The sequence below is a fragment of the Vibrio sp. A2-1 genome, from assembly GCF_021728355.1.
In the GTDB taxonomy this organism is placed as follows: Bacteria; Pseudomonadota; Gammaproteobacteria; order Enterobacterales; family Vibrionaceae; genus Vibrio; species Vibrio splendidus_K.
Window position 1 is genome coordinate 1 of record NZ_JAKKCO010000016.1, and the last position, 26307, is coordinate 26307.

23 protein-coding genes, 2 tRNA genes and 1 riboswitch are annotated in these 26307 nt (G+C 45.9%); of the genes, 14 read left to right on the forward strand and 11 right to left on the reverse strand.

What is annotated here, in order from left to right:
• Window positions 1-6: 6 nt before the first annotated feature.
• From L3V33_RS22860 to thiH, 10 genes are all read left to right on the forward strand, one after another.
• Window positions 7-83: transfer RNA gene (locus L3V33_RS22860), tRNA-Asp, on the forward strand.
• A 60-nt stretch (window positions 84-143) separates the two neighbouring features.
• Window positions 144-220, forward strand: a tRNA-Trp gene (locus tag L3V33_RS22865).
• 348 nt (window positions 221-568) lie between these two features.
• Window positions 569-1951: a multicopper oxidase family protein gene (locus L3V33_RS22870; RefSeq protein ID WP_237291241.1), complete on the forward strand. Its 1383-nt coding sequence runs from the start codon at window positions 569-571 to the stop codon at window positions 1949-1951.
• Between the two features lie 100 nt (window positions 1952-2051).
• Window positions 2052-2435, forward strand: coding sequence for a fluoride efflux transporter CrcB (crcB, locus tag L3V33_RS22875; protein ID WP_004736665.1), 384 nt, complete (start codon window positions 2052-2054; stop codon window positions 2433-2435).
• A gap of 62 nt (window positions 2436-2497) precedes the next feature.
• A riboswitch (TPP riboswitch) is annotated at window positions 2498-2596 on the forward strand.
• A 130-nt stretch (window positions 2597-2726) separates the two neighbouring features.
• A complete protein-coding gene (thiC, locus tag L3V33_RS22880; protein WP_237291242.1) occupies window positions 2727-4676 on the forward strand; it encodes a phosphomethylpyrimidine synthase ThiC in 1950 nt (649 codons plus the stop codon).
• Complete coding sequence (locus tag L3V33_RS22885) at window positions 4676-5968, forward strand: thiamine phosphate synthase (protein WP_237291243.1); 1293 nt, start codon at window positions 4676-4678, stop codon at window positions 5966-5968. Before thiC ends, L3V33_RS22885 begins: the two co-directional genes overlap by 1 nt.
• Entirely contained in the window at window positions 5958-6740 is a 783-nt protein-coding gene (locus L3V33_RS22890; protein ID WP_237291244.1) for a HesA/MoeB/ThiF family protein, read from the forward strand. The genes L3V33_RS22885 and L3V33_RS22890 overlap by 11 nt, the downstream gene beginning before the upstream one ends.
• On the forward strand, window positions 6737-6946 hold the full coding sequence (gene thiS, locus L3V33_RS22895) for a sulfur carrier protein ThiS (protein ID WP_237291245.1): 210 nt from the start codon (window positions 6737-6739) through the stop codon (window positions 6944-6946). Before L3V33_RS22890 ends, thiS begins: the two co-directional genes overlap by 4 nt.
• Window positions 6947-6948: 2 nt before the next feature.
• Window positions 6949-7713: a thiazole synthase gene (locus tag L3V33_RS22900; RefSeq protein WP_237291246.1), complete on the forward strand. Its 765-nt coding sequence runs from the start codon at window positions 6949-6951 to the stop codon at window positions 7711-7713.
• 7 nt (window positions 7714-7720) lie between these two features.
• A complete protein-coding gene (thiH, locus tag L3V33_RS22905; RefSeq protein ID WP_237291247.1) occupies window positions 7721-8848 on the forward strand; it encodes a 2-iminoacetate synthase ThiH in 1128 nt (375 codons plus the stop codon).
• A 132-nt stretch (window positions 8849-8980) separates the two neighbouring features.
• Here thiH and L3V33_RS22910 read toward each other — a convergent pair whose 3' ends face one another.
• Both L3V33_RS22910 and L3V33_RS22915 read right to left on the reverse strand, forming a co-directional pair.
• Window positions 8981-10771: an aminopeptidase P family protein gene (locus L3V33_RS22910; RefSeq protein ID WP_237291248.1), complete on the reverse strand. Its 1791-nt coding sequence runs from the start codon at window positions 10769-10771 to the stop codon at window positions 8981-8983.
• A 122-nt stretch (window positions 10772-10893) separates the two neighbouring features.
• Window positions 10894-11835, reverse strand: coding sequence for a LysR substrate-binding domain-containing protein (locus tag L3V33_RS22915; RefSeq protein WP_237291249.1), 942 nt, complete (start codon window positions 11833-11835; stop codon window positions 10894-10896).
• Between the two features lie 101 nt (window positions 11836-11936).
• On the opposite strand from L3V33_RS22915, the gene L3V33_RS22920 reads away from it, so the two are divergent.
• A complete protein-coding gene (locus L3V33_RS22920; RefSeq protein WP_029222012.1) occupies window positions 11937-13136 on the forward strand; it encodes a multidrug effflux MFS transporter in 1200 nt (399 codons plus the stop codon).
• A gap of 102 nt (window positions 13137-13238) precedes the next feature.
• Complete coding sequence (locus tag L3V33_RS22925) at window positions 13239-13520, forward strand: hypothetical protein (RefSeq protein ID WP_004736654.1); 282 nt, start codon at window positions 13239-13241, stop codon at window positions 13518-13520.
• A gap of 86 nt (window positions 13521-13606) precedes the next feature.
• Here L3V33_RS22925 and L3V33_RS22930 read toward each other — a convergent pair whose 3' ends face one another.
• From L3V33_RS22930 to L3V33_RS22945, 4 genes are all read right to left on the reverse strand, one after another.
• Window positions 13607-14065, reverse strand: coding sequence for a DoxX family protein (locus L3V33_RS22930; RefSeq protein ID WP_237291250.1), 459 nt, complete (start codon window positions 14063-14065; stop codon window positions 13607-13609).
• Between the two features lies 1 nt (window position 14066).
• Window positions 14067-14834, reverse strand: coding sequence for a DNA-binding domain-containing protein (locus L3V33_RS22935; RefSeq protein ID WP_237291251.1), 768 nt, complete (start codon window positions 14832-14834; stop codon window positions 14067-14069).
• Window positions 14831-15691, reverse strand: a complete 861-nt coding sequence (locus L3V33_RS22940; protein WP_237291252.1) for a DUF692 domain-containing protein — start codon at window positions 15689-15691, stop codon at window positions 14831-14833. The genes L3V33_RS22935 and L3V33_RS22940 overlap by 4 nt, the downstream gene beginning before the upstream one ends.
• Before the next feature lie 64 nt (window positions 15692-15755).
• Complete coding sequence (locus L3V33_RS22945) at window positions 15756-16016, reverse strand: DUF2282 domain-containing protein (RefSeq protein WP_004736650.1); 261 nt, start codon at window positions 16014-16016, stop codon at window positions 15756-15758.
• A 264-nt stretch (window positions 16017-16280) separates the two neighbouring features.
• Between L3V33_RS22945 and uvrD the strand changes: the two genes are divergently transcribed.
• On the forward strand, window positions 16281-18455 hold the full coding sequence (gene uvrD / locus L3V33_RS22950) for a DNA helicase II (RefSeq protein ID WP_016792508.1): 2175 nt from the start codon (window positions 16281-16283) through the stop codon (window positions 18453-18455).
• A gap of 137 nt (window positions 18456-18592) precedes the next feature.
• Here the strand turns inward: uvrD and tpx are convergent, their stop codons facing one another.
• From tpx to rarD, 5 genes are all read right to left on the reverse strand, one after another.
• The gene (tpx, locus tag L3V33_RS22955) at window positions 18593-19090 is read right to left on the reverse strand and encodes a thiol peroxidase (protein ID WP_050635162.1); all 498 of its coding nucleotides are present in this window, start codon (window positions 19088-19090) and stop codon (window positions 18593-18595) included.
• Window positions 19091-19875: 785 nt separating this feature from the next.
• Entirely contained in the window at window positions 19876-21633 is a 1758-nt protein-coding gene (gene ggt / locus L3V33_RS22960) for a gamma-glutamyltransferase (RefSeq protein WP_237291253.1), read from the reverse strand.
• 91 nt (window positions 21634-21724) lie between these two features.
• Window positions 21725-22387: a LysE family translocator gene (locus tag L3V33_RS22965; protein WP_054548411.1), complete on the reverse strand. Its 663-nt coding sequence runs from the start codon at window positions 22385-22387 to the stop codon at window positions 21725-21727.
• A 99-nt stretch (window positions 22388-22486) separates the two neighbouring features.
• Entirely contained in the window at window positions 22487-23281 is a 795-nt protein-coding gene (locus L3V33_RS22970; RefSeq protein ID WP_017077762.1) for an AraC family transcriptional regulator, read from the reverse strand.
• An 86-nt stretch (window positions 23282-23367) separates the two neighbouring features.
• Window positions 23368-24276, reverse strand: a complete 909-nt coding sequence (rarD, locus tag L3V33_RS22975; protein ID WP_009848190.1) for an EamA family transporter RarD — start codon at window positions 24274-24276, stop codon at window positions 23368-23370.
• Window positions 24277-24455: 179 nt separating this feature from the next.
• Here rarD and recQ point away from each other — a divergent pair, with 179 nt between their 5' ends.
• Window positions 24456-26294: an ATP-dependent DNA helicase RecQ gene (gene recQ, locus L3V33_RS22980; RefSeq protein ID WP_237291254.1), complete on the forward strand. Its 1839-nt coding sequence runs from the start codon at window positions 24456-24458 to the stop codon at window positions 26292-26294.
• Window positions 26295-26307: the final 13 nt, after the last annotated feature.

The following is a 26307-nucleotide window of genomic DNA, read 5'->3' on the forward strand; positions in this document are numbered from 1 at the left end:
CACTGCGGAGTGGTAGTTCAGTTGGTTAGAATACCGGCCTGTCACGCCGGGGGTCGCGGGTTCGAGTCCCGTCCACTCCGCCACTTATTCGATAACCTCGCCTAGTGCGAGGTTTTTTCGAATCTGAAGTAATAAAAAGTTTTAGGGGTGTAGCTCCAATTGGCAGAGCAGCGGATTCCAAATCCGCGTGTTGGGAGTTCGAATCTCTCCACCCCTGCCATATTTAAGGCTCTAGCAGAAATGCTAGAGCCTTTTTGCTTTCTGAATCTAATATACGCCATTAGCAAAGCAGCGGATTCTCCGACTTACCAAAATAGCACTTGTTGGGAGTCGAAATCTCCACCCTTCCATATCAATGCCTCAGCAGAAGTTCTATTTTTTCACTTTATATTTGTTCGATTTTTAGTCGATAATTCCTGCTTTTAATAAAACCTAGCCTTAAAAGTGTAAGTGCTTACTTATCCCAGTCTCTTTTATAAACAATCAACAGCACAATCCCCACTTCTTTATGAGAATTATTCTCAATATTTTGTTACATTTTGGTCGTTATTACTAAAAGGCAACAAATATGGATATTTCCCGTCGTAAGTTTATTCAATCATCTCTCGCTATATCTGCACTAACTGTTTTGCCTGCTTGTTCTATGAAGCAGTCTCTTGATGGGCAAGGTAAGTATGTCTATGACTTAACTGCTGAACCTTCAACAGCTGAGTTGGTGACGGGATTTAATACCAATGTTTTAGCCTTTAATGGACAGATCCCTGCTCCGACAATTCGATGTCGACAGGGTGAAAAGGTCACGATCCGCTTTACGAATAAGCTATCAGAGCCGACGACTATCCATTGGCATGGCTTAAGAATTCCTATCGAAATGGACGGTGTTCCCTTCTTAAGTCAGCCACCGATCATGCCAGGTGAAACATTCATTTATGAGTTTACGCCGCCAGATGCTGGCACATTTTGGTATCACCCACATATGAATAGTGTCAAGCAGCTTGGTATGGGCTTAGTTGGTATTATTATCGTAGAAGAGAATACTCCAGTGCAGTTTGATGAAGAGCATGCACTGATGCTTAAGCATTGGCACATCGATAAACAGGGTCAATGGAAAGACTTAATGATTCCACGACTAAGTGCTCGTATGGGTACTCCAGGAGAGTGGAGTAGCGTCAATGGTGTTCATGAACCTGTATACCAATTAAAGCAGCACGCAACGACTCGACTGCGTATTGCGAATGTCGATAATACGATCACTTATCCTATTGCTGTCGAAGGGGCTGAGGCATGGGTGATTGCCATTGATGGTAATCCTGTAAAGACGCCATATAAACTGACTCAACATAAAATCGGCCCAGGGATGCGCGTGGATATTGGACTGATAGCGCCCAGAGTAGGCGATCGAGTTAATGTTCTTCAAATGAAGGGCCGCTTTCCTTTCTCTTTATGCGAGTTCGAGGTAGTAGATTCCCCCCTTACTGAAGGGCGTTTATTGCCATTGTTACCTCTTAACCCGGTACCTAATCTAGATCTTGCTAATGCTGAAGAGATCGATTTTGTGTTCGAGTGGGAAGGTGCGGTATCACCAGTTTCTAAAAATGGGAAGTCCATGCCTAAGTTTTGGCTTACTAATAAAAGAGCATGGGAAGGAATGAGTAAAGACAATATTCCTGAACCGTTGGCGACTTTAGAGTTGGGTAAGACTTACATATTCGATCTTAAGAACGTCACTCAATATCATCACCCGATTCATATTCATGGGCATACATTTACTGTATTGGAACTTGATGGTAAAAAAATTGAAGAGCCTTTCCATACCGATACAGTGTTACTTGGAAAAAATGGCCGAGCTAAAGCTGCATTTGTTGCAGACAACCCAGGACGCTGGATGTACCACTGTCATGTAATTGAGCACATGAAAACAGGATTGATGGGATATATTGAAGTTAAGTGACACCTGTAACGTTTAATATTTGCGCATGCATTCTTAGTTTCTACCCTCGCTTTTATCGACGGTAAAGCTAGAATATAGGGACTATTGTTTGGGAGGATTCATGGGTCAGTTATCTATTTTAGGTTTTATTGCCATTGGTGGCGCATTTGGTGCTTGTTCGCGTTATTTGATTTCAGAGTTATGTGTGGTGATGCTAGGACGTGGTTTCCCTTACGGTACACTGACAGTTAACGTAATTGGCTCTTTAATTATGGGTTTGCTCATCGCAGCGTTTGAGAATGAGATGGTTGCGACAGAACCATGGAGGCAGATCATCGGTCTTGGTTTCCTTGGAGCATTGACTACATTTTCTACATTTTCGATGGATAACGTGCTTCTTATGCAGCAGGGTGCTTTCTTTAAGATGGGACTCAATGTGCTACTCAACGTGGTTCTCAGCATCTCAGCAGCATGGATCGGCTTCCAACTTTTGATAAAGTCTTAAAACTTTCTTACGATTTGTTAACAACTCGGCTTGGTTTATCCAAGCCGTTTTTATATACTCGATCGAACTTGTCGGAGTGCCATATGGCTGAGACCGTTAACTCGGGATCCGTTGAACCTGATCAGGCTAATACCTGCGAAGGGAACAAGAGTAGATATCTAACTAGAATCCTTCTAGAGATCTATCTCCAGATCGCAACTGTATTTTCTTGTTGTGATCCCTCTTGTAGCATCAAATCCGTCAAGCATTTTTATCCCTATAAATAATGGCTAAAAGCCAAGGAAAAATGCTATGTCGAGTCGTAAACAAGCAAGACTGGAAGCGAAGAATTTCATTGATTCTTTATCCGTACAACCTTATCCAAATTCAAAAAAAGCTTACATCCAAGGATCTCGAGCGGACATTCAAGTCCCTGTCCGAGAAATATCACTCGCTGATAGCCTTGTGGGTGGCAGCAAAAAAGAGCCTGTATTCGAACCTAATGTACCTATTCAAGTTTACGATACCTCCGGTGTTTATACAGACCCTACACACGAAATAGACCTGTATAACGGTCTTCCTAAGTTGCGAGAGCAATGGATTGAAGAGCGTGGCGATACGGAACTGTTAGACGATGTAAGCTCTGTTTACACCAAAGAACGTTTAGAAGATGAAACCCTAGACGACCTTCGTTACGGCAATCTACCTAGAATTCGTCGTGCTACAGGTAACCAGTGTGTTACCCAGCTGCATTATGCTCGTCAAGGCATTATCACTCCTGAGATGGAGTACATTGCAATACGTGAGAATATGGGCCGTCAGAAGTTTGCTGATGAGCAGCTTAATCATCAACACCCTGGCCATAACTTCGGTGCCAACCTACCGAAAGAAATTTCCCCTGAGTTCGTGCGCAAAGAAGTTGCAGAAGGTCGAGCTATTATCCCTTCAAACATCAACCACCCAGAATCAGAACCGATGATTATTGGTCGAAACTTCTTAGTGAAGGTGAACGCCAATATAGGTAACTCTTCAGTAAGCTCTTCGATTGAAGAAGAAGTTGAGAAGCTAGTTTGGTCGACTCGCTGGGGTGGCGATACCGTGATGGACCTTTCCACTGGCCGTAATATCCACGAGACTCGCGAATGGATCTTGCGTAACAGTCCGGTGCCGATTGGTACAGTTCCTATGTATCAGGCGCTTGAAAAAGTGAATGGCGTTGCGGAAGACCTTAACTGGGAAGTAATGCGTGATACCTTGATTGAACAAGCAGAGCAGGGTGTTGATTATTTCACTATCCACGCAGGCTTATTGCTTCGTTACGTACCAATGACCGCTAAGCGTGTGACTGGTATTGTCTCTCGTGGTGGCTCCATCATCGCGAAATGGTGTCTTGCTCATCACCAAGAAAGTTTCCTTTATACTCACTTCCGCGAGATCTGTGAGATCTGTGCGAAGTACGATGTAGCTCTGTCATTGGGTGACGGTCTGCGTCCGGGCTCGATTGCTGATGCCAATGATGAAGCTCAATTCTCGGAATTACGTACTCTAGGTGAGTTGACTAAAGTGGCTTGGGAATACGACGTTCAGGTGATCATTGAAGGCCCTGGACATGTACCAATGCACCTAATCAAAGAGAATATGGACGAGCAGTTAGAGCACTGCCATGAAGCTCCTTTCTATACTTTAGGTCCACTGACGACAGATATTGCTCCTGGTTACGATCATATTACCTCAGGTATTGGTGCCGCCATGATTGGTTGGTACGGCTGTGCGATGCTCTGTTATGTCACCCCTAAAGAGCACCTAGGCTTACCAAACAAAGAAGATGTGAAGACTGGCTTGATTACTTACAAGCTGGCAGCACATGCTGCAGACTTGGCGAAAGGGCACCCGGGCGCACAAATCCGCGACAATGCGTTATCAAAGGCACGTTTTGAATTCCGTTGGGAAGACCAATTTAATTTAGCTTTAGATCCGGAAACCGCGCGTTCTTTCCATGATGAAACTTTACCGCAGGAGTCGGGTAAGGTTGCTCACTTCTGCTCAATGTGTGGACCAAAATTCTGCTCGATGAAGATCTCTCAGGAAGTTCGAGAGTATGCGAAAGATACAGAACAAGTAGCGGCTGATCAGGCTATCGAGATTAAGATGTTGGATAACCCTCTAGAAGGGATGCGTCAAAAATCACAAGAGTTTCGTGATACTGGCTCTGAACTTTACCACCCTGCAGTAGGTGCAAAAGAAGCTCAACTAGAGGAATAATGACAGTGAAAATACTCATCCCATCTCAAAATATTGAGTTAACGGGAGAGGTGCAGAACTGTCTATTGGTTGCTAAGCGACAAGGCTTGGCAACCGGTGCAGTTGAGTTGGGCGTAAGCCCAACTCAATACTTCTCTATCGTTGATTCTCAGCAGGCGTTATCTATTGGCTTCGCTCATGATGTTGATTCATTGGCGAAGTGTCAGCTAGCGGAATTGAACCATGTTGTTGATTACAGTAATTCAGTCGCGCTAACTGACGTTTGTGATGCCTTTACACAAACTCCGAATACCATTTATATCGGTGTATCAGATGATTCAGTTGTACTGGATATCTGGTCACACCTAGATGCCAATCGTGCTATCAAGAGTGAAACTACAGCTCATCAGGAGTTAGATAATCGCGGCCACTTTGCTTGGTTACTTACTTTGTTGGCGCTGGAATTCCCATTAGAAGACGCATTGGTTTTAGCTCGCGCAGCATTTAATGTTTCACGTGGAACATGGCCAGCAAACTATCAAAACTTTCCGATCCCAGTGCTAGAAGATGAGCGAGTGGATATTAGTGTTGGTTGGGCTCACCAGGGAACATCACTTTCGTTCCCTGAATTGAGTAAGGGTAGCTTAGGGCTATACCCAGTGGTTGATGATGTTGAGTGGATCGAAAGGTTGCTCAAGCTTGGCATCAACACTGTTCAACTACGTATTAAAAACCCGCAGCAAGCGGACTTGGAACAACAAATCGAACGATCAATCGAGCTTGGTCGAGAGCATAACGCTCAGGTTTTTATCAACGATTATTGGCAGCTTGCACTCAAGCATGGTGCTTTTGGTGTTCATTTAGGGCAAGAGGATATTGAAGAATCAAACCTCTCACAGTTGAGCCAAGCGGGTATAAAGATCGGTCTCTCGACTCATGGTTATTACGAGTTGCTGCGCATTGTTCAAATCAACCCAAGCTATATTGCGCTGGGGCATATCTTCCCAACAACAACTAAACAGATGCCATCGAAGCCTCAAGGTTTAGTTCGTTTATCTCTGTATCAACAGCTGATTGATACTATCCCATACACAGAACAACTCACCGGTTATCCGACGGTTGCTATTGGCGGTATTGACCAATCGACAGCTGGGCAGGTGTGGGAGTGTGGGGTGTCGAGTTTAGCGGTGGTACGTGCGATTACATTGGCGGAAGACCCACAAAAAGTGATCGAATTTTTCGAAAAACTGATGACCCCTAAATCTCCAATTATCAAAGAAGAGGTTATGCAGGAGCCTAGCTATGCTGAGTGACTTTGAATTTATTCGTTATCAACGACAAATTGCGTTACCTGAAGTGGGTGAACAAGGGCAACGTAACCTACTAAATAGTCATGTGCTGCTGATTGGTTGTGGTGGCTTAGGTAATGCTGCGGCTCTTTACCTCGCAGCTTCTGGTGTTGGAAAGATCGTGCTGGTCGATGATGATTGTGTAGATTCATCGAACCTGCAACGACAGGTCGCGTTCAGGGAAAGTCAGTTAGGTTTTCCTAAGGTTGAAGCTCTCAAGCAACAATTGAGTGAACTCAATGCTCGCAGCCAAGTAAGAACTATCAATCAACGAATGAGTGAAAGTCAGCTTGAACTTGAAGTGATGCTAGCTGACTTAGTGTTGGATTGTACTGACAACTTCGAGTCACGCCAGCAGGTTAACCAAGCATGTTTTAGCACGAAGACCCCTTTGATTTCTGGTTCTGCAATCGGCTGGAAAGGCCAGTTTATTGTATTTGATTATCAGAGTCAGAAAGGTTGCTATCACTGTTTGTTCCCGTTCAGGCATCATCCACAAACGACTCGTTGCAGCGATAGCGGCATCATAGGCCCAGTTGTCGGCACCATAGGTAACCTTCAAGCTTTGGCTGCTATTCAACGTTTAACTCGTGGTGAGTTTCAGGTCGCAACACATCAGCTCAAACTGTTTGATGGCCAAGCGATGAATTGGCAAAACCTTATGGTTACTCAAGATAGTGAATGTCCTGTGTGCAGTGCGTCGGTAGTTAAGCATTTAGAAGAAGAAATCCAATGAGCAATATAACGATCTCGATAAACGAGCAACCAGAACAGGTAGCGCACTCGTCGTCTCTAGCGGACATTATCCAAGCTCTATCACTACCTGATCTAGGTTGTGTCTTTGCAATCAATAATGCGGTTGTCCCGCGTAGCCAGTGGCAACAAACGGTCGTTAATGAAGGCGACGCTATATCTCTTTTCCAAGCCATTGCAGGAGGCTAACTATGTTAACTATCGCCGATAAAACGTTTCAATCTCGACTCTTTACTGGAACTGGCAAGTTTGCCAATAAGCACTTGATGGCGAGTGCTATCGAAGCTTCAGGTTCTCAACTGGCAACCATGGCGCTGAAGAGAGTTGATATTCGCTCTGAGCAAGACGATATCCTACAACCGATCATGGATGCTGGCGTGAACTTACTGCCGAATACCTCTGGTGCTAAGAATGCAAAAGACGCCATCTTTGCTGCGCATTTGGCTCGTGAAGCTCTAGGCACAAATTGGCTCAAACTGGAAATTCACCCAGATCCAAAGTACTTGATGCCAGACCCTATTGAAACGCTTAAAGCCGCTGAGCAACTGGTCAAAGATGGCTTTGTTGTGTTGCCTTATTGCCACGCCGACCCAGTATTGTGTAAACGCTTGGAAGAGGTGGGTTGTGCTGCGGTTATGCCGTTGGGCGCACCTATTGGTTCAAATAAGGGTATTGCGTCTGCAGACTTCTTAGAGATCATTATCGACCAAGCGAATGTCCCTGTGATTGTTGATGCGGGCATTGGTGCGCCATCTCATGCTGCTCGTGCAATGGAAATGGGCGCAGACGCTGTGTTAGTGAATACGGCGATTGCGGCTTCCCAACAACCCGTTGATATGGCGATTGCCTTTAAGCTGGCAGTTGAAGCGGGTCGAACGGCTTACCTTGCTGGACTTGCAGGAAAAGTATCTCACGCGGTTGCTTCGAGCCCGCTAACTTCATTCCTAGACGAGTAGTATTGCTATGACGTTTGTTGATCGATTTAAACAGCTCAACTGGGATGACATTGGTATGTCTATCTTCAGTAAAACGGCAGCGGATGTTGAACGTGCTCTGAGTAAACCCAAACGTGACTTAGAAGACTTTAAGGCTCTGATCTCTCCGGCGGCAGAACCTTACCTAGAGCAGATGGCACAACAATCGTTGGCGCTAACTCGCAAGCGGTTTGGCAATACGATGTCGCTTTATATTCCCTTATACCTATCTAACCTGTGCGCTAACGCGTGCACGTATTGTGGTTTTTCAATGGAGAACCGTATCAAGCGCCGCACGCTTACTTTGGATGAAATTGATGCCGAAAGTGCGGCTATCAAAAAGATGAAGTTCGATAGCGTTTTGTTGGTCACCGGTGAACATGAAACTAAGGTCGGGATGAATTACTTTCGACAGGTGTTGCCGAATATCAAAAAGCAATTCAACTACCTTGCGATGGAAGTGCAGCCGCTTGACCAACAAGATTACGCAGAACTTAAAACGCTCGGTTTAGATGCGGTGATGGTTTACCAAGAGACTTACCAGCCACGAACCTACGCTGAGCATCACTTACGCGGTAATAAAATGGACTTTGAATATCGTCTTGAAACCCCCGATCGCTTGGCAAAGGCGGGGATCGATAAGATAGGGATTGGTGCCTTGATTGGTTTGGAAGATTGGCGAACCGACTGCTTTTTTGTTGCTGCTCATTTAGATTACCTGGAGCGTACTTATTGGCAGACACGTTACTCGATTTCATTCCCACGTCTTCGCCCGTGTGAAGGTGGGGAGTTTAGTGGAGGCTTACAGCCTAAGTCGGTCATGAACGATAAACAGTTGGTTCAGCTTATCTGCGCATATCGACTCTTGAATCCTGAGGTCGAGTTGTCTCTATCTACTCGTGAGTCGGCAACCTTCCGCGATAACGTGCTGCCATTAGGGATCACGAGTATGTCTGCGGCTTCTAAAACCCAGCCTGGTGGTTATGCTTCCGGTGAGGAAGAACTCGAGCAGTTTGAGATTAGCGATGAGAGAAGTGCAGCCGATGTTGAGTCGATGATCCGACAGCGAGGGTTCGACCCAGTGTGGCGTGATTGGCACAGTGCCTATTCTGGTTAATCAATGTTTGGTTTATGTTCCACGTGAAACATCTTAATGATACTGGCAAATAAAAACGGCTACCTTTGGGTAGCCGTTTTTCTATTTAACTTAGCAAGTTCGTTTTGGTTCAGCTAACAGCTTAGTGAAGCGTTAAGCGTGAGCCAATGGAGTGGTTGATTGGCGTAACCATTCCAATGTATCACCTTCAACTAATGGGCTAACGTCGTTCCAAACTTTCTGATGGTAGTCGTTCAGCCATGCCAGTTCAGGTCGGGTTAGCAAATCAACATTGATGTTGCGCTTATCGATAGGGCAACGTGTTAGCGACTCAAACGTTAGTACTGAGAAGTCACCTTGAGTTGGAAGTTCAACAACCAGTTCTAGGTTTTCGATACGGATACCGAACTCTTCTGCACGGTAGTAACCCGGTTCGTTTGATAACACCATGCCTTCAACAAGAGGCACGTCGATCAGCTTCTTAGAGATGCTTTGCGGTCCTTCATGAACACTGAGGAAGTGACCAACACCGTGGCCAGTACCATGGTCGTAATCGAAGCCTTCTGCCCATAAGTGCTGACGCGCTAGGATATCAAGTTGGAAACCACGAGTGCCTTGTGGGAAACGAGCTCGTGCGATGCCGATATGACCTTTCAGTGCGAGAGTGAATTGCTGAATCATTTCGTCACTTGGTTGGCCAATCGCGATAGTACGAGTGATGTCGGTTGTACCATCTAAGTACTGACCGCCTGAATCGACTAGATACAGAGTATTCATCTCTAACTGACCTGGTTCAGGTTGGTTCTCATGGTTGTAGTGACACATAGCTGCGTTTCCGCCTGCAGCTGAAATAGTGTCGAAACTTAGGTCCATCAGCGTTGGGTCTTGCTCACGGAACGACTGGACTTTGTCAGCCAATACCGCTTCGTTGTGCAGGTTACCTTGTGCGACTTCTGCATCAATCCAAGACAGGAATTTCGCCATCGCCACGCCATCACGAATGTGACACGCTTTCATGCCGGCAATTTCAGTTTCGTTTTTAGCGGCTTTTGGCATTAGACATGGGTCTGCTGCTTCAATGATATGAGCGCCAGCGTTTTGAAGAACAAGCGTATACCAAGCATTGCTTGTGCTTGAATCGACAGACACATTTTTGCCTTCTAAAGATTGAAGGCGCGCTTCAAGCTCTGATGGGTGAGAAACTCGAATGCCATTACCAACGTGTGCTTCAAAGCCAGCTGGAGTACGAGCAGGGTCTAGGAAGAAATCGACACTTTCATCGGCGTGGATTATCGCGTTGGATAACACAACAGGTAGGCGAGATACGTCCAAGCCACGAATGTTAAGCAACCAACAGATTGAGTCTAGCTCGGTAAGGATAGCGGCGTCTGCACCTTTTGCTTTTAACAAGCCAGCAATCTCAGCGCGCTTACTCTCGCTTGATTGACCAACGGCGTTTGTTGCCATTAGGCGCACATCAGATACAACAGGCTCAGGACGGTCAGACCAAAGCTCATCAATCGGGTTTGCTGATAACGTTGTTAGCTCAACTTTCTCCGCTAGTTTTGCTTGTGCGCCTTTCAACCAAGCAGCGGTGTGCATGCGTGGGTCGAATGCAACCTTACTGCCTTGTGGCAATGAATTGATGATCCAATCTAAAGCCGGTTCTTCAATAAGGTGGCGATACTCAAATAACTCTGCTGGTACCTGCTTACGAACCTGAACGGTGTAGCGACCATCAACAAAAATAGCAGCAGTATCACGAGTGATAACAGCGGCACCTGCAGAGCCAGTGAAACCTGTTAACCAGTGAAGTCGCTCGTTATGAGCTGGAACGTATTCACCTAGATATTCGTCTTCGTGTGGAATGATAACGGCATCTAGGTTGTTTGTTTCAAGCCAAGCTCGAACCGCAGCAACGCGTTCAGCAGTGATATTGTGCATCTGTGTTTATCCTTATTGTTAGGGTCCTTGTTAACACTCACAGTCGATATATATGCGAGGGGACTTATTAGGTCAATAAGCTAGCGCTTTTGTTCGTTTGCTGCAAACGCTGTACGCCATTTTTATCTAAGGTGCAGAGTTTTTTCTTTGATGATATCTCGCAGCCAAGTTAACGCTGGGTCATTTTCTCTGTCACGGTGCCAAAACAGAGTGTATGCCATCGGTGGGAATTCCATTGGTAAAGGAACAACCACTAAGTCGAGTTGCTTAGCGACGAGGTAAGTAAAGTGGCTTGGTGCGGTAAACACAAAGTCGGTGTAGGTACACAGGCTCGCCGCGCTATTGAAGTCTGGAACTGAAATAGCGATATCACGTTGGTGGCCAAGATCGGCAAGTTTGTAGTCTAGTAGCCAACGGTCATTACCATCACATCTTACTTGTACATGACGCTGCGCAAGGTAGGTTCCCAAATCCCATTTACCACTTAGAGCTGGGTGGTTACGCCTTAACACACACATCTGTGCATCACGGTAGATCTCTTGTTCGCAGATGTCGTCTGGCGGCAGCATAGTTAAGCGCGCGTCGTTGATGTCGATGTCTTTGCCAGTGAGCCCGATATCTAGCTCACCAAGCTGTAGCTTCTTAAAGGTTTGTTCGGTCCACGCGTGGGTGTTGATATTGATCTTAGGTGCTTGTCGAAATATCGCCGGTAAGAAATGAGGAAGAATCAGTGGGTACACACTCTCAACGGCAGCAATGTGAAAGCTGTGGTCGCTATTGTTGGGTATGAAAGTTTCCGGTTGGGTAAGCACATCAAGTTGATTGATCAATGTTTCTAATCGAGGTTTGAGAAATACAGCCTTGGGTGTTGGTCGTAGGCCATGAGCACTTCGCGTGAAAAGGGGGTCATTAAATTGCTCACGAAGCTTGGCTAGCGACTTACTCACCGCTGACTGGCTCAAGCATAATCGATGTGCGGTGCGAGTGACACTCAGCTCTTCCATCAGCACCTGCAAGCAAACCAATAGATTGAGGTCGAGGCGTGATAGTTTCTCGATATTCATGTGAGTTTCCTATTTGGAATAATGCTAATGAGTATATGCCATTTTTGTTCATATCTTTAGTTGGTTATTATGCACCTAAATTAACTCATTCGGAGAATCTTGTGCCTTCTAACGCGCTTCCAACCCCTAGTAAACTGCAGGTTGCTTTATTGGCAATGCTGGTTCTATTTAGCCCTTTGGCTATAGATATTTATCTTCCAGCTCTGCCACAAATTTCAACAGCGTTTCACGTGGAACACGCATTAGCACAAGATACGATTACTTGGTTTTTATTCGCCATGGGTGTCGGGCAATTATTTGCAGGCCCTTTGGCTGATAAGCTAGGACGTCGAACCGTTGCATTGGGAGGTGTTAGTATCTATGCACTGAGTGCTTGCTTGGCGTGGGCAGCTCAGTCGATTGATATGATGCTAATAGCTCGGCTGTTACAAGGCTTAGGAGCTTGTGCGACTTCTGTAGCTGCCTTTGCAACGGTTCGCGATCTATTTGGCCCGGAAAAAAGTGGCCGCATGATCAGTTACCTCAATGGTGCCATTTGCTTTATTCCTGCACTAGCACCGATTCTTGGTGCTTGGTTAACTCAACAATTTGGCTGGCGCTCGAACTTTAGCTTTATGGCTGTGTTCGCTGTCGTGGTTGGCACAATTCTGTTTTTCCAAATGAAAGAGTCTAATCCGGCGACAGAAAAGGTCGCGGTGTTCAAATTAGAGCGTTACTGGTCGGTATTGAAAACACCATCGTTCATCTTCCACGCAACCTTATGCTTAATGGCGATGGCAGTAATCCTTGCTTACGTTACCTCTGCACCTGTTGTGCTGATGGAAAACCTAGGTTTGACGATGAATGAGTTTACGTTCTGGTTTGGTATCAACGCGGTTATCAACATCACGGCGGCATTCACGGCACCGAAGTTCATGGACCGTTTTGGTACTTACAAAGCATTGGTTGTCGGTATTTCAACGCTTGGCTTAGCGGGTGTGGTTATGTTGGTGCTTGCTGAGCATGCTAGCGCGATCGCATTCATGCTGCCGATTTTCCTATCTTCAGTTGGCTTCGCTTGGATTCTTGGTGCCGCAGCCGGTAAGGCTCTTGAACCTTTTGGTGACCGTGCGGGTACCGCAGCTGCGTTGCTTGGCTTGTTCCAAATGAGCGGTTCTGGACTGCTTGTTGGTACGATGCAACGTCTTGATTTAACGTCTCAAGTGATGATTGCGCTACAAATGTTCCTTATTGTTCCTGCGTTGTTAGTGCTTGCGAGCAAGGCGGGTAAGTCGTGGCATACGACGTTTGCTAAGGCATAAGTATCAAGGGTGACAAAATATACAAATGGCGGTTTGCGAAACGTTAAAACATGGTATATTTGTCACTCATTGAAACGTTAGTCCCCAACGGAAAATACTGTAATGTCATTAACAACCTACGAAATGGCGCGCATCTTAGAACAAATGGAAGATGCACCTGAAAAGGTCATGTTTGGTAAATTGCTTAAAGAGCTAGGAAACCAAAGTGAAGAGCGTATTCGCAGTGCGGCAAAACAAGTTCCAATTGATACTTTGCGAGATATCATTTACCAATTTCAACGCGTGGTTGAATCTCGTAAAGGTGAACAAGTTCAGCTACTAGCAAAAGAGCTAGCCGAGCAAGGTATCTCTGCTGAAGAGCTACAAGCTTTTCTAAACAAGTAGTTTATTCCAGATAAAAAGAAACCACTCAATTGAGTGGTTTTTTGCGTTTTGGACCTATGTAAATTTGGAGACCATGGAAAAGAGGTTTAGTTTTTGAACTGCGCTTTTAAGATTCTATCAAGTGAAAATGGTCCTGCTCCCCATACCACGACGATAAGAATCATTAATCCCCAAAGCTGATGATCATAGAAGCCTTGTGCCCACAATACAGGGTATGACACGACGGCCATGATATTGAAAACGAACAGCACTGCAGCCATTGGTCGGGTTAACAAGCCAAGCGCTAAGAATACCGGCAGAATCAATTCAGCTGCGGTACCCATGTAAGCGGCCAATTCCCAAGGCAAAAGAGGCACTTGGTATTCCAATTCAAACAAGTAAAGGGTGCTATCCCATGTCGCTATCTTGGTTAACCCAGAGTTAAAGAAGACCCACGCCACCCATAGGCGGCAAAACAAAAGTAGCAGAGGAACAAAAAGTGCCTGTGATTTCTCAATCAAACTGTCGTATTGAGCCATCATGTTCGTGACTGTGTTGTTATCCATATTATGTCTCCAATTCGGCATTGATTGAAAAGCCTGAGATGACGTTCAGTGCCATGACAGTATTCAGATGTTGTAGTAGTAAAGGATCTATCGCTGAGAGCGTTTGACCCGATTGAAATTCGGTTAATAGTTGATGGCATTCTTCTGTCAAACAATGGCTCTCAATCTGTGAATTTTCCGATCGGATTAACACCCCAAATTCAGGTTGGTTGATGTTTAACCCATCGAGTTGTTGCTGATAGATAGCCTGCTCAAGCGCGATAATCGTACAGCTAGAATTAATTAGCGTTATTGAATCTTTGAGATGAAAGACTAAAGCGCCTTGTTGTTCTTGCGGTACATCAGCTAAACGAGAAAGAGGACGTTGGTCGACATGTGATTCTGAAACGCATCTCACCAAGCTATCTTTTTGCCATTCATACAAAGCTACTTCAGCGAGATAAGGTGCAGCCTCGATAACAGCAGGAAAGGCTTGGATAGTTTGTTCAAAGTGTTCACCGTAACCACTGACGTCACCAGAGGTTGATGGATAACTTAAGACATGTAGACGAGCCATTTGTTGGAAGCACTCTTCACCAACCAACATTTCAGTCAGTGGATACGTAGCAGCCAGTACTTCACTCAAGCTAATCACAAAGTTATTTCGGTAGATCTGGATGCGCTGTTCATCGGAAAAGTGGTCGCTCACTATGTCGCAGTGCTCACCATTGTTTTGATAGCGTAGGGCGTTAGCAAACTCCGATTGCACATTAGCTAAAGAGTGGCTCATGAAGCGCGACTCCTTTGGTTGAACTTGTCGTGTTGATACAAAATATCACTGGCTTTGGTCGCTTCAGCCAATAAAATTTGTGGCTCTGGGATATCTAAATCCCACTCTATCAAGGTATGGCGCGAACCATGTTGTTCTATCCATTGCGTGTAGAGTTGCCACACTTCGTCACAGACAGGCTTGCTGTGGGTGTCTATCCAGATCTCACCTTGTTCGAGTTTCTTTTTGGTAAAACCTGCCAAGTGAATCTCTTCCACTTTGTCTGCTGGTATTCCATTGAGATACTCTTCACAGCTGAAACCGTGATTAAAAGATGAGACAAAAATATTATTGAAATCGAGCAGTAGGCGACACTCGGTACGCTTTTGTACCTCGGCTAAAAATTCCCACTCTGGGATGGTTGAATGTTTGAAGGCAAGGTAGCTCGATGGGTTTTCAATCAGCATAGGGCGTTGCAGGCCGTCTTGCACCTCGATGACATTGCGGCAGAAGACTTCTAACGCCTCTTCGGTATAAGGCAGCGGTAACAAGTCATTGAAGTAGTGACCGCCGGTCTGACTCCAGCTGAGATGATCAGAAACCAAGAAGGGCTCGATATCATCAATCAGGTCTTTTAACTGCATCAGATGATGTTGATTGATGCGCTCAACAGAACCTAATGACAACCCAACGCCGTGACAACTTATGTTGTGTGCGTGACGAATCTCTCTCAGTTGTTGACGTTGCGGTGATTTCGCTAAAAAGTAGTTCTCGCTGTGCACCTCTAACCAACTCACTAAAGCTGGGTTTTGGCTAAAGAAGTCCAAGTGCGGTGTTCTAAGGCCAACCCCTGCGTTGGGATGAAGAGTTTGAGTCACAACGATTCTCCTAATGGAAAGTGGAGGTGAGCTGAATGTCAGCTCACCATACTAAGCAGCTCAATTATGATGATTGAGTGTTACCACCTGATAATTTGCCACACAGTCCTTTAGGAACGACCACGAATGCATCGGATTGGTTGTCTTCTTTGGCTGTACCCGCACATGAACTTGTTTTGGTTGCACAATCATTTTGGCCAGCTTTTGCCACACCGTAGCATTTCTCTTTTGCTGCTGCTTCCGCAGGTGCTGATGTAAGAACTGCACCGCCGAACGCTAGTACACTTGTGATTGCAGCTGTAACAGCAAGATTAGAATTTTTCATAGTCATTCCCTCTAGGACTTAATAGTATTTTTATATCGCAGGTTAATAAGTTGTTAACTTGCTTACTAAAAAGGATAGGAAGAACTAGGAAATAATTTCACTGCATTATAAAAAATATCAATATTAATGATGTGTTAGCTATTAAGTTACTGATTATATGATGTTATTTTTTGATTGTTTTTTCTTCTTATTATCCTAAACGCAGCCTAGTGTTTAGGTTATAATCGACTTTTATGTATAAATACCCAGTAGTGAGCATATCCAATGATAGATCCTTCGCTTTTACTCGATGGCCTAAACGACAAACAACGTGAGGCGGTCGCAGCACCTTTAGAAAACCTACTTATTCTGGCAGGTGCTGGCAGTGGTAAAACGCGAGTGTTGGTGCATCGTATCGCTTGGTTACAAAGCGTAGAGCAAGCATCACCGTTCTCTATCATGTCGGTTACCTTCACCAACAAAGCGGCAGCAGAGATGCGTGGTCGTATTGAAGAGTTGATGATGGGCAGCTCGTCAGGCATGTGGAACGGCACCTTCCACGGTATTTGTCACCGCATCCTTCGTGCTCACTACCTAGATGCAAAACTGCCAGAAGACTTCCAGATCATTGATTCAGATGATCAGATTCGATTACTACGTCGCTTAATCAAGGCGCAAAACCTTGATGAAAAGCAGTGGCCAGCCAAGCAAGCTTCTTGGTGGATCAATGGCAAGAAAGACGAAGGGCTGCGCCCAAATCACATTGACGCCTATCATGATCCAATAACTCAAACGTGGTTAAAGATTTACTCTGCTTACCAAGAGGCATGTGATCGTGCTGGCTTGGTCGACTTTGCTGAGATCTTGTTGAGATCGCATGAACTATTGCGCGATAAGAAACACATCCGCGAGCACTATCAAGCTCGCTTTAAGCACATTCTTGTCGACGAATTCCAAGATACCAACAACATCCAATACGCTTGGCTACGTATGATGGCAGGCCCAGATTGTCGCGTGATGATCGTGGGTGATGATGATCAATCTATCTATGGCTGGCGCGGCGCGAAAATCGAAAATATTCAGAAGTTCTTGGATGAATTCCCAGGCGCTTCAACGGTTCGACTCGAACAAAACTACCGTTCAACCAAAACCATTCTGCAGGCGTCGAACGAGCTTATCTCGAACAACACCGAGCGTATGGGTAAAGAGCTTTGGACCGATGGCAATGATGGCGAGCCAATCTCTGTTTACTCGGCTTATAACGAGTTAGATGAAGCGCGTTTCACAGTCAGCAAAATCAAAGAGTGGCAAGAGAAAGGCGGTGCGCTAGAAGATACCGCGATGCTTTATCGTAATAATGCCCAGTCTCGTGTGCTTGAAGAAGCGCTTATCCAAGGTGGTTTACCTTACCGAATCTACGGCGGCATGCGATTCTTCGAGCGTCAGGAAATCAGGGATGCCTTGAGCTACCTGCGTTTAATGAGTAACCGCAGCAATGATGCGGCGTTTGAACGTGTCGTCAATACGCCTACGCGTGGTTTGGGCGATAAAACGCTAGAAACGATTCGTCTTGCGGCGCGTGATCGTGGTGCAACCATGTGGGAAGCCAGTGTTGCTCTGATAGAAGAACAAGTGTTACCAGGCCGTGCTGCAGGTGCTTTGAGCCGCTTTATTGAGCTTATCAATGCACTTGAAGATGACACCATAGAACTGAGGCTTCATGAGCAAACCGACCACGTGATCAAATCGTCGGGCTTGTTTGCGATGTACGAGCAAGAGAAAGGCGAGAAATCGAAGGCTCGAATTGAGAACTTGGAAGAATTGGTAACGGCAACGCGTCAGTTTGAAAAACCAGAAGAAGCAGATGAAATGAGCATGCTAACGGCATTCTTGACTCATGCGGCTTTGGAAGCGGGTGAAGGTCAGGCTGATGAGTTTGATGATGCGGTTCAGTTAATGACCCTGCATAGTGCCAAAGGCCTAGAGTTCCCAATGGTATTCATGGTGGGTGTGGAAGAAGGTATGTTCCCAAGCCAGATGTCTGCAGAAGAAGCGGGGCGTTTAGAAGAAGAACGTCGTCTGTGTTACGTAGGCATGACTCGTGCTATGGAGAAGCTTTACATCACTTACGCTGAGATGCGTCGTTTGTACGGTCAGGACAAGTACCACAAACCGTCACGCTTTATTCGTGAACTACCAGAGACATGTCTGGATGAAGTGCGTATGAAAGCGCAAGTGAGCCGCCCTGCAAGCAGTGGCCGCTTTAGCCAAACCGCCGTGAAAGAGAACTTTAACGAAACAGGCTTTAGTTTGGGTTCTCGCGTTAAGCACCCTAAGTTTGGTGAAGGCACTATCATCAACTTCGAGGGAAGTGGCCCGCAGAGCCGAGTTCAAGTCGCGTTTAACGGTGAAGGCATCAAGTGGTTAGTAACGGCTTATGCTCGATTAGAGCAGCTTTAATCTGCTACTTCGGTATCTAAAAATCGTTCATTATTAAAAACAGAAAGAGCAGCCAATGGCTGCTCTTTTTTTATTGCTCGATACCGACCTAAATTAGGTTAATACGAGCTGAAGACATTGTTGCCTCAAAGTGAGACTTACAGTGCTGCAAGTGCCGCTTCGTAGTTTGGTTCTTCAGTGATCTCTGCAACCAACTCGCTGTGTGTCACCACACCTTTTTCATCAACAACGACAACTGCACGTGTTGTTAGGCCTGATAGTGGGCCTTCAGCAATCGCTACGCCGTAATCTGATGCAAACGCAGGAGAACGGAAAGTTGAAGCGTGTTGAACGCCTTCAATGCCTTCTAGTTCACAGAAACGGCCAGCGGCAAACGGTAGGTCAGCAGAAATACAAACAACAACCGTGTTCTCAAGTTCTGCTGCTTTTGCGTTGAACGTACGTACGCTCGTTGCACAAGTTGCTGTGTCGATGCTTGGGAAGATGTTTAGAACCACTTTCTTGCCTTCAAGAGAAGCAAGAGTCAGTTCAGAAAGGTCGCCTGCAGTCAGTGCAAAGCTTGGTGCTTGTTCGCCAGTTTGTGGGAATGTGCCTGTTAGCGGTACAGCAGCGCCTTTGAAGGTAACGTGTGACATGAATTTGTCCTTAGTTTAATTATGGTTATGAAACTAGTTGAGCCTAGTAAGACTTACGTTACTCGGAAGTGGTTAAGAAGTGAATGCTTTAAATGTCAGAATTGTAATTAAAGGTCTTTGATTTATTTGTTTGAGAGAGGAATAAGTGAAACGACAGATAAAGAAAAACCCCGAGAGCTTGCGCTCATCGGGGTCTATAGTCTTACTCGCAGCAATCCGGCTACTAAGTGTGCTCCATGCATCAAATCCATGATAGTGTGCTGTTATCCTTCAGCGTATTCCTTTCGTCGCCTTCCTAGCGGTGTCCTTGATCTTATCCTGATCTGCCAACAATCCTCGTTAGCGCGCGTCACTTGTTCCTTGAGCGGTGTCCTTTACATCATCCTGATGTTCAGTCCTTTCCTCGTCCAGAGGTGTCCATTGTCTTTCCTTAGTAGCAACCATCCTAGTTACTATTAGCGTCCATTCAATGTCCATTTCGCTATCCATGCCGATTATTCATCCTGAGTAATCGAATCTTCATCCTGAAGATAACCAAATCCTTGGCGTTTCCTGTTCCGTGTCAGCATCCTTCCGACACCATTCATATTACCGATTCTTTATTTATCAGCAATGGTGCATAAGCGAATTTCTATATAATTATTTGAATGATAAACGTACGTATCGTTTTATTTCAATTGGTTACGATATATTGGTGACTAATTTCGTCATCAAATATCGATATTTACTCACTGCCTTGTGAGAGATCTCGCACAAGGCAGCGAGTAAAAAGGGAGGATTATTCCCTACTGACCAATGGCTGCACCTTCACGACGAGGGTCTGCAGCGCCTTCTAAACCATCTTTTGTGATGCGAATCGCGTGTAAACCAGAGTTAAGATCGCGAACGTTGACCTCAAATCCCATCTTTTCTAGCTCAGATTTGAAGTTTTCCGCTGATGTTCCTTTTTCCAAATCTAAGGTACCGAAGCGGTTTAGGTAGTGTGGTTGATTGATGGCTTGCTGAATATCCATGTCCCATTGGGTATGAGCAATGATCGCTTGTGCCACATAACCTATGATACGGCTGCCTCCCGGAGAGCCAATTGCCATGTAAGGTTTATCGTCTTGCATGATAATGGTGGGTGCCATTGAAGAACGTGGACGCTTGCCCGGTTCAAGTCGGTTGGCGATGGGTTTGCCATCGTTGTGTGTCTTGAATGAGAAGTCTGTTAGTTCGTTATTGAGTAGGAAGCCTCTTACCATCAAGCGTGAACCAAAGGCATTCTCAATAGTGGTGGTCATCGACACGACATTGCCATCGCTATCAACAATATTGAAGTGGCTGGTGGACGGCAATTCAATAGAAACATCTTGGCTTCGCAGCATTGCGTGATCCCATGGTGGGGTGCCTGATGGCGCACTGTCTAATGCCTTACCTGCGGTAATTAGCTGAGCACGTTCCTGCAAATAGTCAGTATTCACTAACCCTTGGGTAGGCATTGGCACATAATCTTGATCCGCCATGTACATACCACGGTCTGCAAAGGCTAGGCGAGAAGCGTCTGCTAACACTTGCCAAGACTTTGCGTTGTTCGGTCCCCATGATTTAAGATCAAACTGCTCGGTCATCGCTAAAATCTGCCCAACCGTTAATGCACCTGAACTTGGTGGCCCCATTCCACATACTTGATAGCTCTCGTAAGCAGAACAAACTGGCTCACGTTGCTTAATTGAATACGCGTCGAAATCTTTCTGTGCCAATACGCCCGGGTTACCTTTGGCAGTTTGCACAGTATTAATGATGTCGGCAGAGATCTCACCCTGATAGAAGGCCTTAGCGCCGTTCTTCGAGATAGCGTTTAACGTGGCCGCGTATTCTGGGTTCTTAAGTTGAGTACCTGCGGTTTTCGGGCTGCCATCGGCATTGAAGAAGTAGGCTTTGGTGGTGGCAAAGCGGCTTAGACGTTCTTGGTCATTCTCAATCAAGGTGGCTAAACGTGGACTAATAGTAAAACCTTCTTCAGCCAGCTGAGCAATAGGCTTAATCAGTGACGCCCATTCGAGCTTGCCGTACTTCTGGTGAGTGTCCCACAGTAATTGCACCGTGCCTGGCGTGCCAACAGAACGACCGCCAACCACGGCATCATAGAATTTAAGCGGTTGGCCGTTTTCGTCTTGGAATAGACGTGGTGTGGCATCAAGCGGCGCGGTTTCACGGCCATCGTAGGTTTTGAGTTGCTTGTCCTTGCCATCAAAATAAACAAGGAACGCGCCGCCACCAATACCTGATGACTGAGGTTCCACTATGCCAAGCATAAGCTGCACAGCAACCATGGCGTCTATCGCGTTACCACCACGAGCAAGTACATCAGCACCGGCTTGTGTGGCAAGAGGGTTGGCCGCGGTGACAATCCAATCGTTGGCTTTAACGAGCTGTTTGGTTTCTAAACCACTACTTTGTTCGGGTGCGACGGAATCGGCAGCTTGATTTGCCCAACTGACGTGAGAGGCAAAAAGTAGGGTAGAAGTGGCGAGGGTTGTTAGTTTTGTTTTCCACTGCATGATCTTCTCCTTTTAATATGCAGAGCTAGATTGGCAGTGGAAAGATGAGATAGCCAGAGTGTTGTTAACGAATTGTAATCTTGATTCGAATTTAAGCGATTAAACCGGACAGCGACTGCCAAAGAATACTCACGCCAATAAGGCTGAATACCACGCCACATAAGCCATCGATGTATACCGTTGCTTCGCTGAGTTTCTTTTGCAATGCCTTAGTTGAAAGCATCCACGCCAGTAGTGAGAACCAAAACAGAGACAGACCAAATAGGATGATAAGCGCAAAGCCTTTACCTGACAGAGACATGTCGGCAGGCACTAGGCTCGACATCAAGCTGATAAAGAACACCAAAGCCTTTGGGTTGAGAATATTGGTCGCAAACCCTTTCGAAAATGCCTGACGCTTATTGGTCAGAATCAGATCGTTGGAATTGACGATATCGGCATCATCATCGTGGTTCTGAATGATTTGCCAGGTTGCTTTAAGTGCACCGTAGCCTAAGTACAGCAAGTAGCTACCGCCGGCTAGTTGGATAATGGCAAATAATGTCGGTTGTTGGTGGACTAGGTAACTTATTCCCGTCAGGCTTAGCAATGAGTGCAGCAAGATCCCGCAAGATAAACCAAGCGCAATGTACAAGCCTGTCTGGCGTCCGTGACGCGTCGCATTTTGCACGACTAACGCAAAATCAGGGCCGGGGCTCATCAAAGCGATGAAGTGGATAGAGGCTAGGGTGATCAGTATGGTGACTTCGTTCATCGTCAGTTCTCAATAACGTTGCCGCTATTTTTAAATAAGTAATCGTATTGAGCGTAGCTTACCGTGATTTGAAATCGAGCAATTGTAAATTATCAACACTTAGTTGATTTGTGAGGGTGGTACGCCGAACGTGGTTTTGAAAGCCTTAGAGAAGTGTGCTTGGTCATAGAAGCCTACTTGGTGCGCGACCTTGGTACCACATATCCCAGACTTAATCAGACGCATGCTCTGTTCCATACGTAAACGGCTCAGCCATGCATAAGGCGTAATGCCCATTCTGTTTTTAAAATGGCGTTGGAATTGAGTCGTGGTTAAACCACACAACTCAGACAATTGTTCTAATCGCACTGGTTGATCCAAATTTGCCATCAAATAATCTTTTAGCGTATCAATCGATTGATTACCCAATTTGATGTCACTCTTCGATCCAAACTTCGCATAACGATCGACAATCGTCGAGAATCCTTCGAAAGGTAAGCAATCTTGAGCGAGCTGGCTGATGTTTTGATGGATTAATAGGCCGTGTAAGTTGCGTAATTGTGAAAATGCAGCTTGATCGGAGAGGATCAACTCAGAAAAGCCTAATGTGTGACCATTCTTCTTGGGATCGGCAAGATCTTGAAACCATTGGGGAGAAACTGCAAATACACTGACTTGATAACCCGAATCGAGTTTGGAGTGCCCATCATGCAGCTCATCGGGTGGCATGATAACAACTTGGCCAGCACCAACATTATGGCTCGTCCCTTTATAGACGAATTTCTGCTGTCCTTGGGTAATTAAACCAATGTGAAAGTCCAAATGATAGTGGCGCTGAAAAGCAAACTCTTGGTATTGAGCTTGGATCAGGCTGATATCTTCTGTTGGGGTAGAGTAATAGTGGACTTTATCCATGGTACAAAAAAGCTTGGTCAAATAGTCATCAATTCAACCAAGCTTATCTTCGTATTAAGGGATTGTCTTGTAAAAAACGATCAGTGTTACTGCTTAGCGCGTTTGTTCTTTCTGTTGTTACGCAGACCGTCAAAGCTGAATATCACCAACGCTCCCCAAATAAAGGCGAAGGTAATCGCTTTGTCACTGGTAAACGCTTCGCCATAAATCAGCACCGCTAACAAGAACATTAAGCTTGGTCCAATGTACTGGAAGAAGCCGAGGGTCGATAGCTTCAAGCGTGTTGCAGCGCCGGTAAAGCACAGCAGTGGAATGGTGGTAATAACACCAGCAGCAACCAGTAACAGATTGAGTTGCATCGGGTTCATTGAGAAGTCCGAGGTTGGGCTATCAGCAATAAATAGTAGGTACGTTGCTGCGAGAGGCAACATAACCAGAGTCTCAATGAACAAACCTGTTTGCGCTTCTAAGCTCACCTTTTTACGCAGTAAGCCATAAAAACCGAAGCTAAAGGCTAGGGCAATGGCGACGATCGGCACTGAACCGAAGGCAATTAATTGGATTAATACGCCAATCGCAGCAAGAGCCACTGCAAACCATTGCAGCTTACGTAAGCGTTCGCCGAGGAAGAGCATCCCGAGCAACACGTTAATCAGTGGGTTGATGTAATACCCCAAGCTGGCATCAAGCATGTGATTGGAATTCACAGCCCAAATAAAAATAAGCCAGTTAGCGCCCACCAAAATAGACGTCGCCACCAAATAGAGCATTTTTGGTTTCGAGGTCAGGGTGTCGCGGACTTTACGCCAGCTGCGGCCAATGTGCAGTAAGAAAGCGAGTAGGAAAAAGGACCATACTACACGGTGGCTAAGGATCTCTAACGGGGAAACGTCACTTAAAGATTTGAAATATATAGGGGCGATACCCCACATGGTGTAGGCGCCGACGGCAAGCAAAACCCCCTGGCGCGTACGTTGTTGTTCTTCCTGTGTCATGCATCTTTCTCTAGCACTGAGTGCTTATTAATAAGATTTATAAGAGAGTTGGTCAGTATAGGAGCGATAACCCTTTTCACCTAACAATTTGCGGTTTAATTCGCCAGCGTTCCCCTCTACAATGTGCGCCTTGCTTGCCAATGCTGCACGCTGACTTTATACCTTGATTAGGAACCACAATGACCGCCACTCTGATTGCTGAGCAAACACCAACTCCCGCGAATGATGCGCAAGATATTTTACAAGATGTCTTTGGTTATCAAAGCTTTCGTGATGGTCAGCAAGAGGTCATAGACCTAGCCGTTGAAGGCAAAGACAGCTTGGTTATTATGCCAACCGGTGGTGGTAAGTCTCTGTGTTACCAGATCCCGGCTTTAGTGCGTGATGGACTGACTTTGGTTATCTCACCGCTCATTTCTTTAATGAAAGACCAAGTTGACCAGTTGAAAGCCAATGGTGTGGCGGCTGAGTGCATAAACTCATCGATGCCACGCGATCAACTGTTGAGCGTGTTCAACCGCATGAACTCAGGCCAATTGAAGATGGTTTATGCTTCGCCAGAGCGTGTGTTGATGCGTGACTTCATCGAGCGCTTGCAAGGCTTGCCGCTTTCGATGATTGCGGTGGATGAGGCGCACTGTATCTCTCAGTGGGGACACGATTTCCGTCTTGAATATGCTTTGTTAGGTCAGCTTAAACAGTATTTCCCACATGTGCCTTATATGGCGCTAACCGCTACTGCCGATGATGCAACGCGCAAAGATATTATCTCGCGTTTGCAGCTGGTGGAGCCGCATACGTACTTAGGCAGCTTCGATCGCCCTAATATTCGCTACAACCTAGTTGAGAAGCATAAGCCCGTGTCTCAGGTGGTTCGCTACCTAGAAACACAGAAAGGCAATTGCGGCATCATCTATTGTGGTAGCCGTAAGAAAGTGGAAATGGTGACCGAGAAGCTGTGCAATAACGGTATTCGCGCTGCGGGTTACCATGCTGGCATGGACACCGACGAACGTGCTTACGTTCAAGAAGCTTTCCAACGTGATGATATTCAGATCGTTGTGGCGACTGTAGCCTTTGGTATGGGCATCAACAAACCCAATGTACGCTTTGTGGTGCACTTTGATATTCCACGTAACATCGAATCTTACTATCAGGAGACAGGCCGCGCAGGTCGTGATGGCTTGCCTGCTGAAGCTATGATGTTGTTTGACCCTGCTGATATGGGTTGGCTGCGTCGTATGCTGGATGAGAAAGAAGAAGGCCCGCAAAAACAAGTTGAGATGCACAAACTGAACGCGATGAGTGCCTTTGCTGAAGCTCAAACCTGTCGTCGCCAGGTTCTGTTGAACTACTTTGGCGAATATCGCGAGAAGCAATGTGGCAACTGCGATATCTGTCTCGACCCACCTAAGCATTTTGATGCGACCCAAGAGGCACAGAAGGCGTTGTCTTGTGTGTATCGTGTCAATCAGTCGTTTGGTATGGGCTACGTGGTCGAAGTGATGCGCGGTATGCAGAACATTCGTGTCCGTGATAATGGCCACGATAAACTGTCTACCTACGGTATTGGCCGTGACCATAGCCACGATTACTGGATCAGTATCTTCCGTCAGCTGATTCACAAGGGCTTGTTGTTCCAGAACATCACTCGTAACTCGACGTTACAGTTAACCGAAGAAGCACGTCCGTTACTGCGCGGAGAGATGTCTTTGGAGCTGGCTGTGCCTCGTTTAGATACAGCAGTGCGTAATGCGAAGTCCGATAAACTGAGCAGTAAGAACTACGATAAGAAGCTGTTTGCCAAACTGCGTAAGCTTCGTAAGTCGATTGCTGATGAAGATGGCTTGCCACCATACGTGGTATTCAGTGATGCGACGCTGATTGATATGGCTGAAATCCTACCCACATCTTATGGCGAAATGCTGGCTGTGAATGGTGTCGGTCAACGCAAACTCGATAAGTACGCTGATCCATTCTTAGATTTGATTCAAGAACACATCACCACACACGGCTAATTGCTAGTTTTCA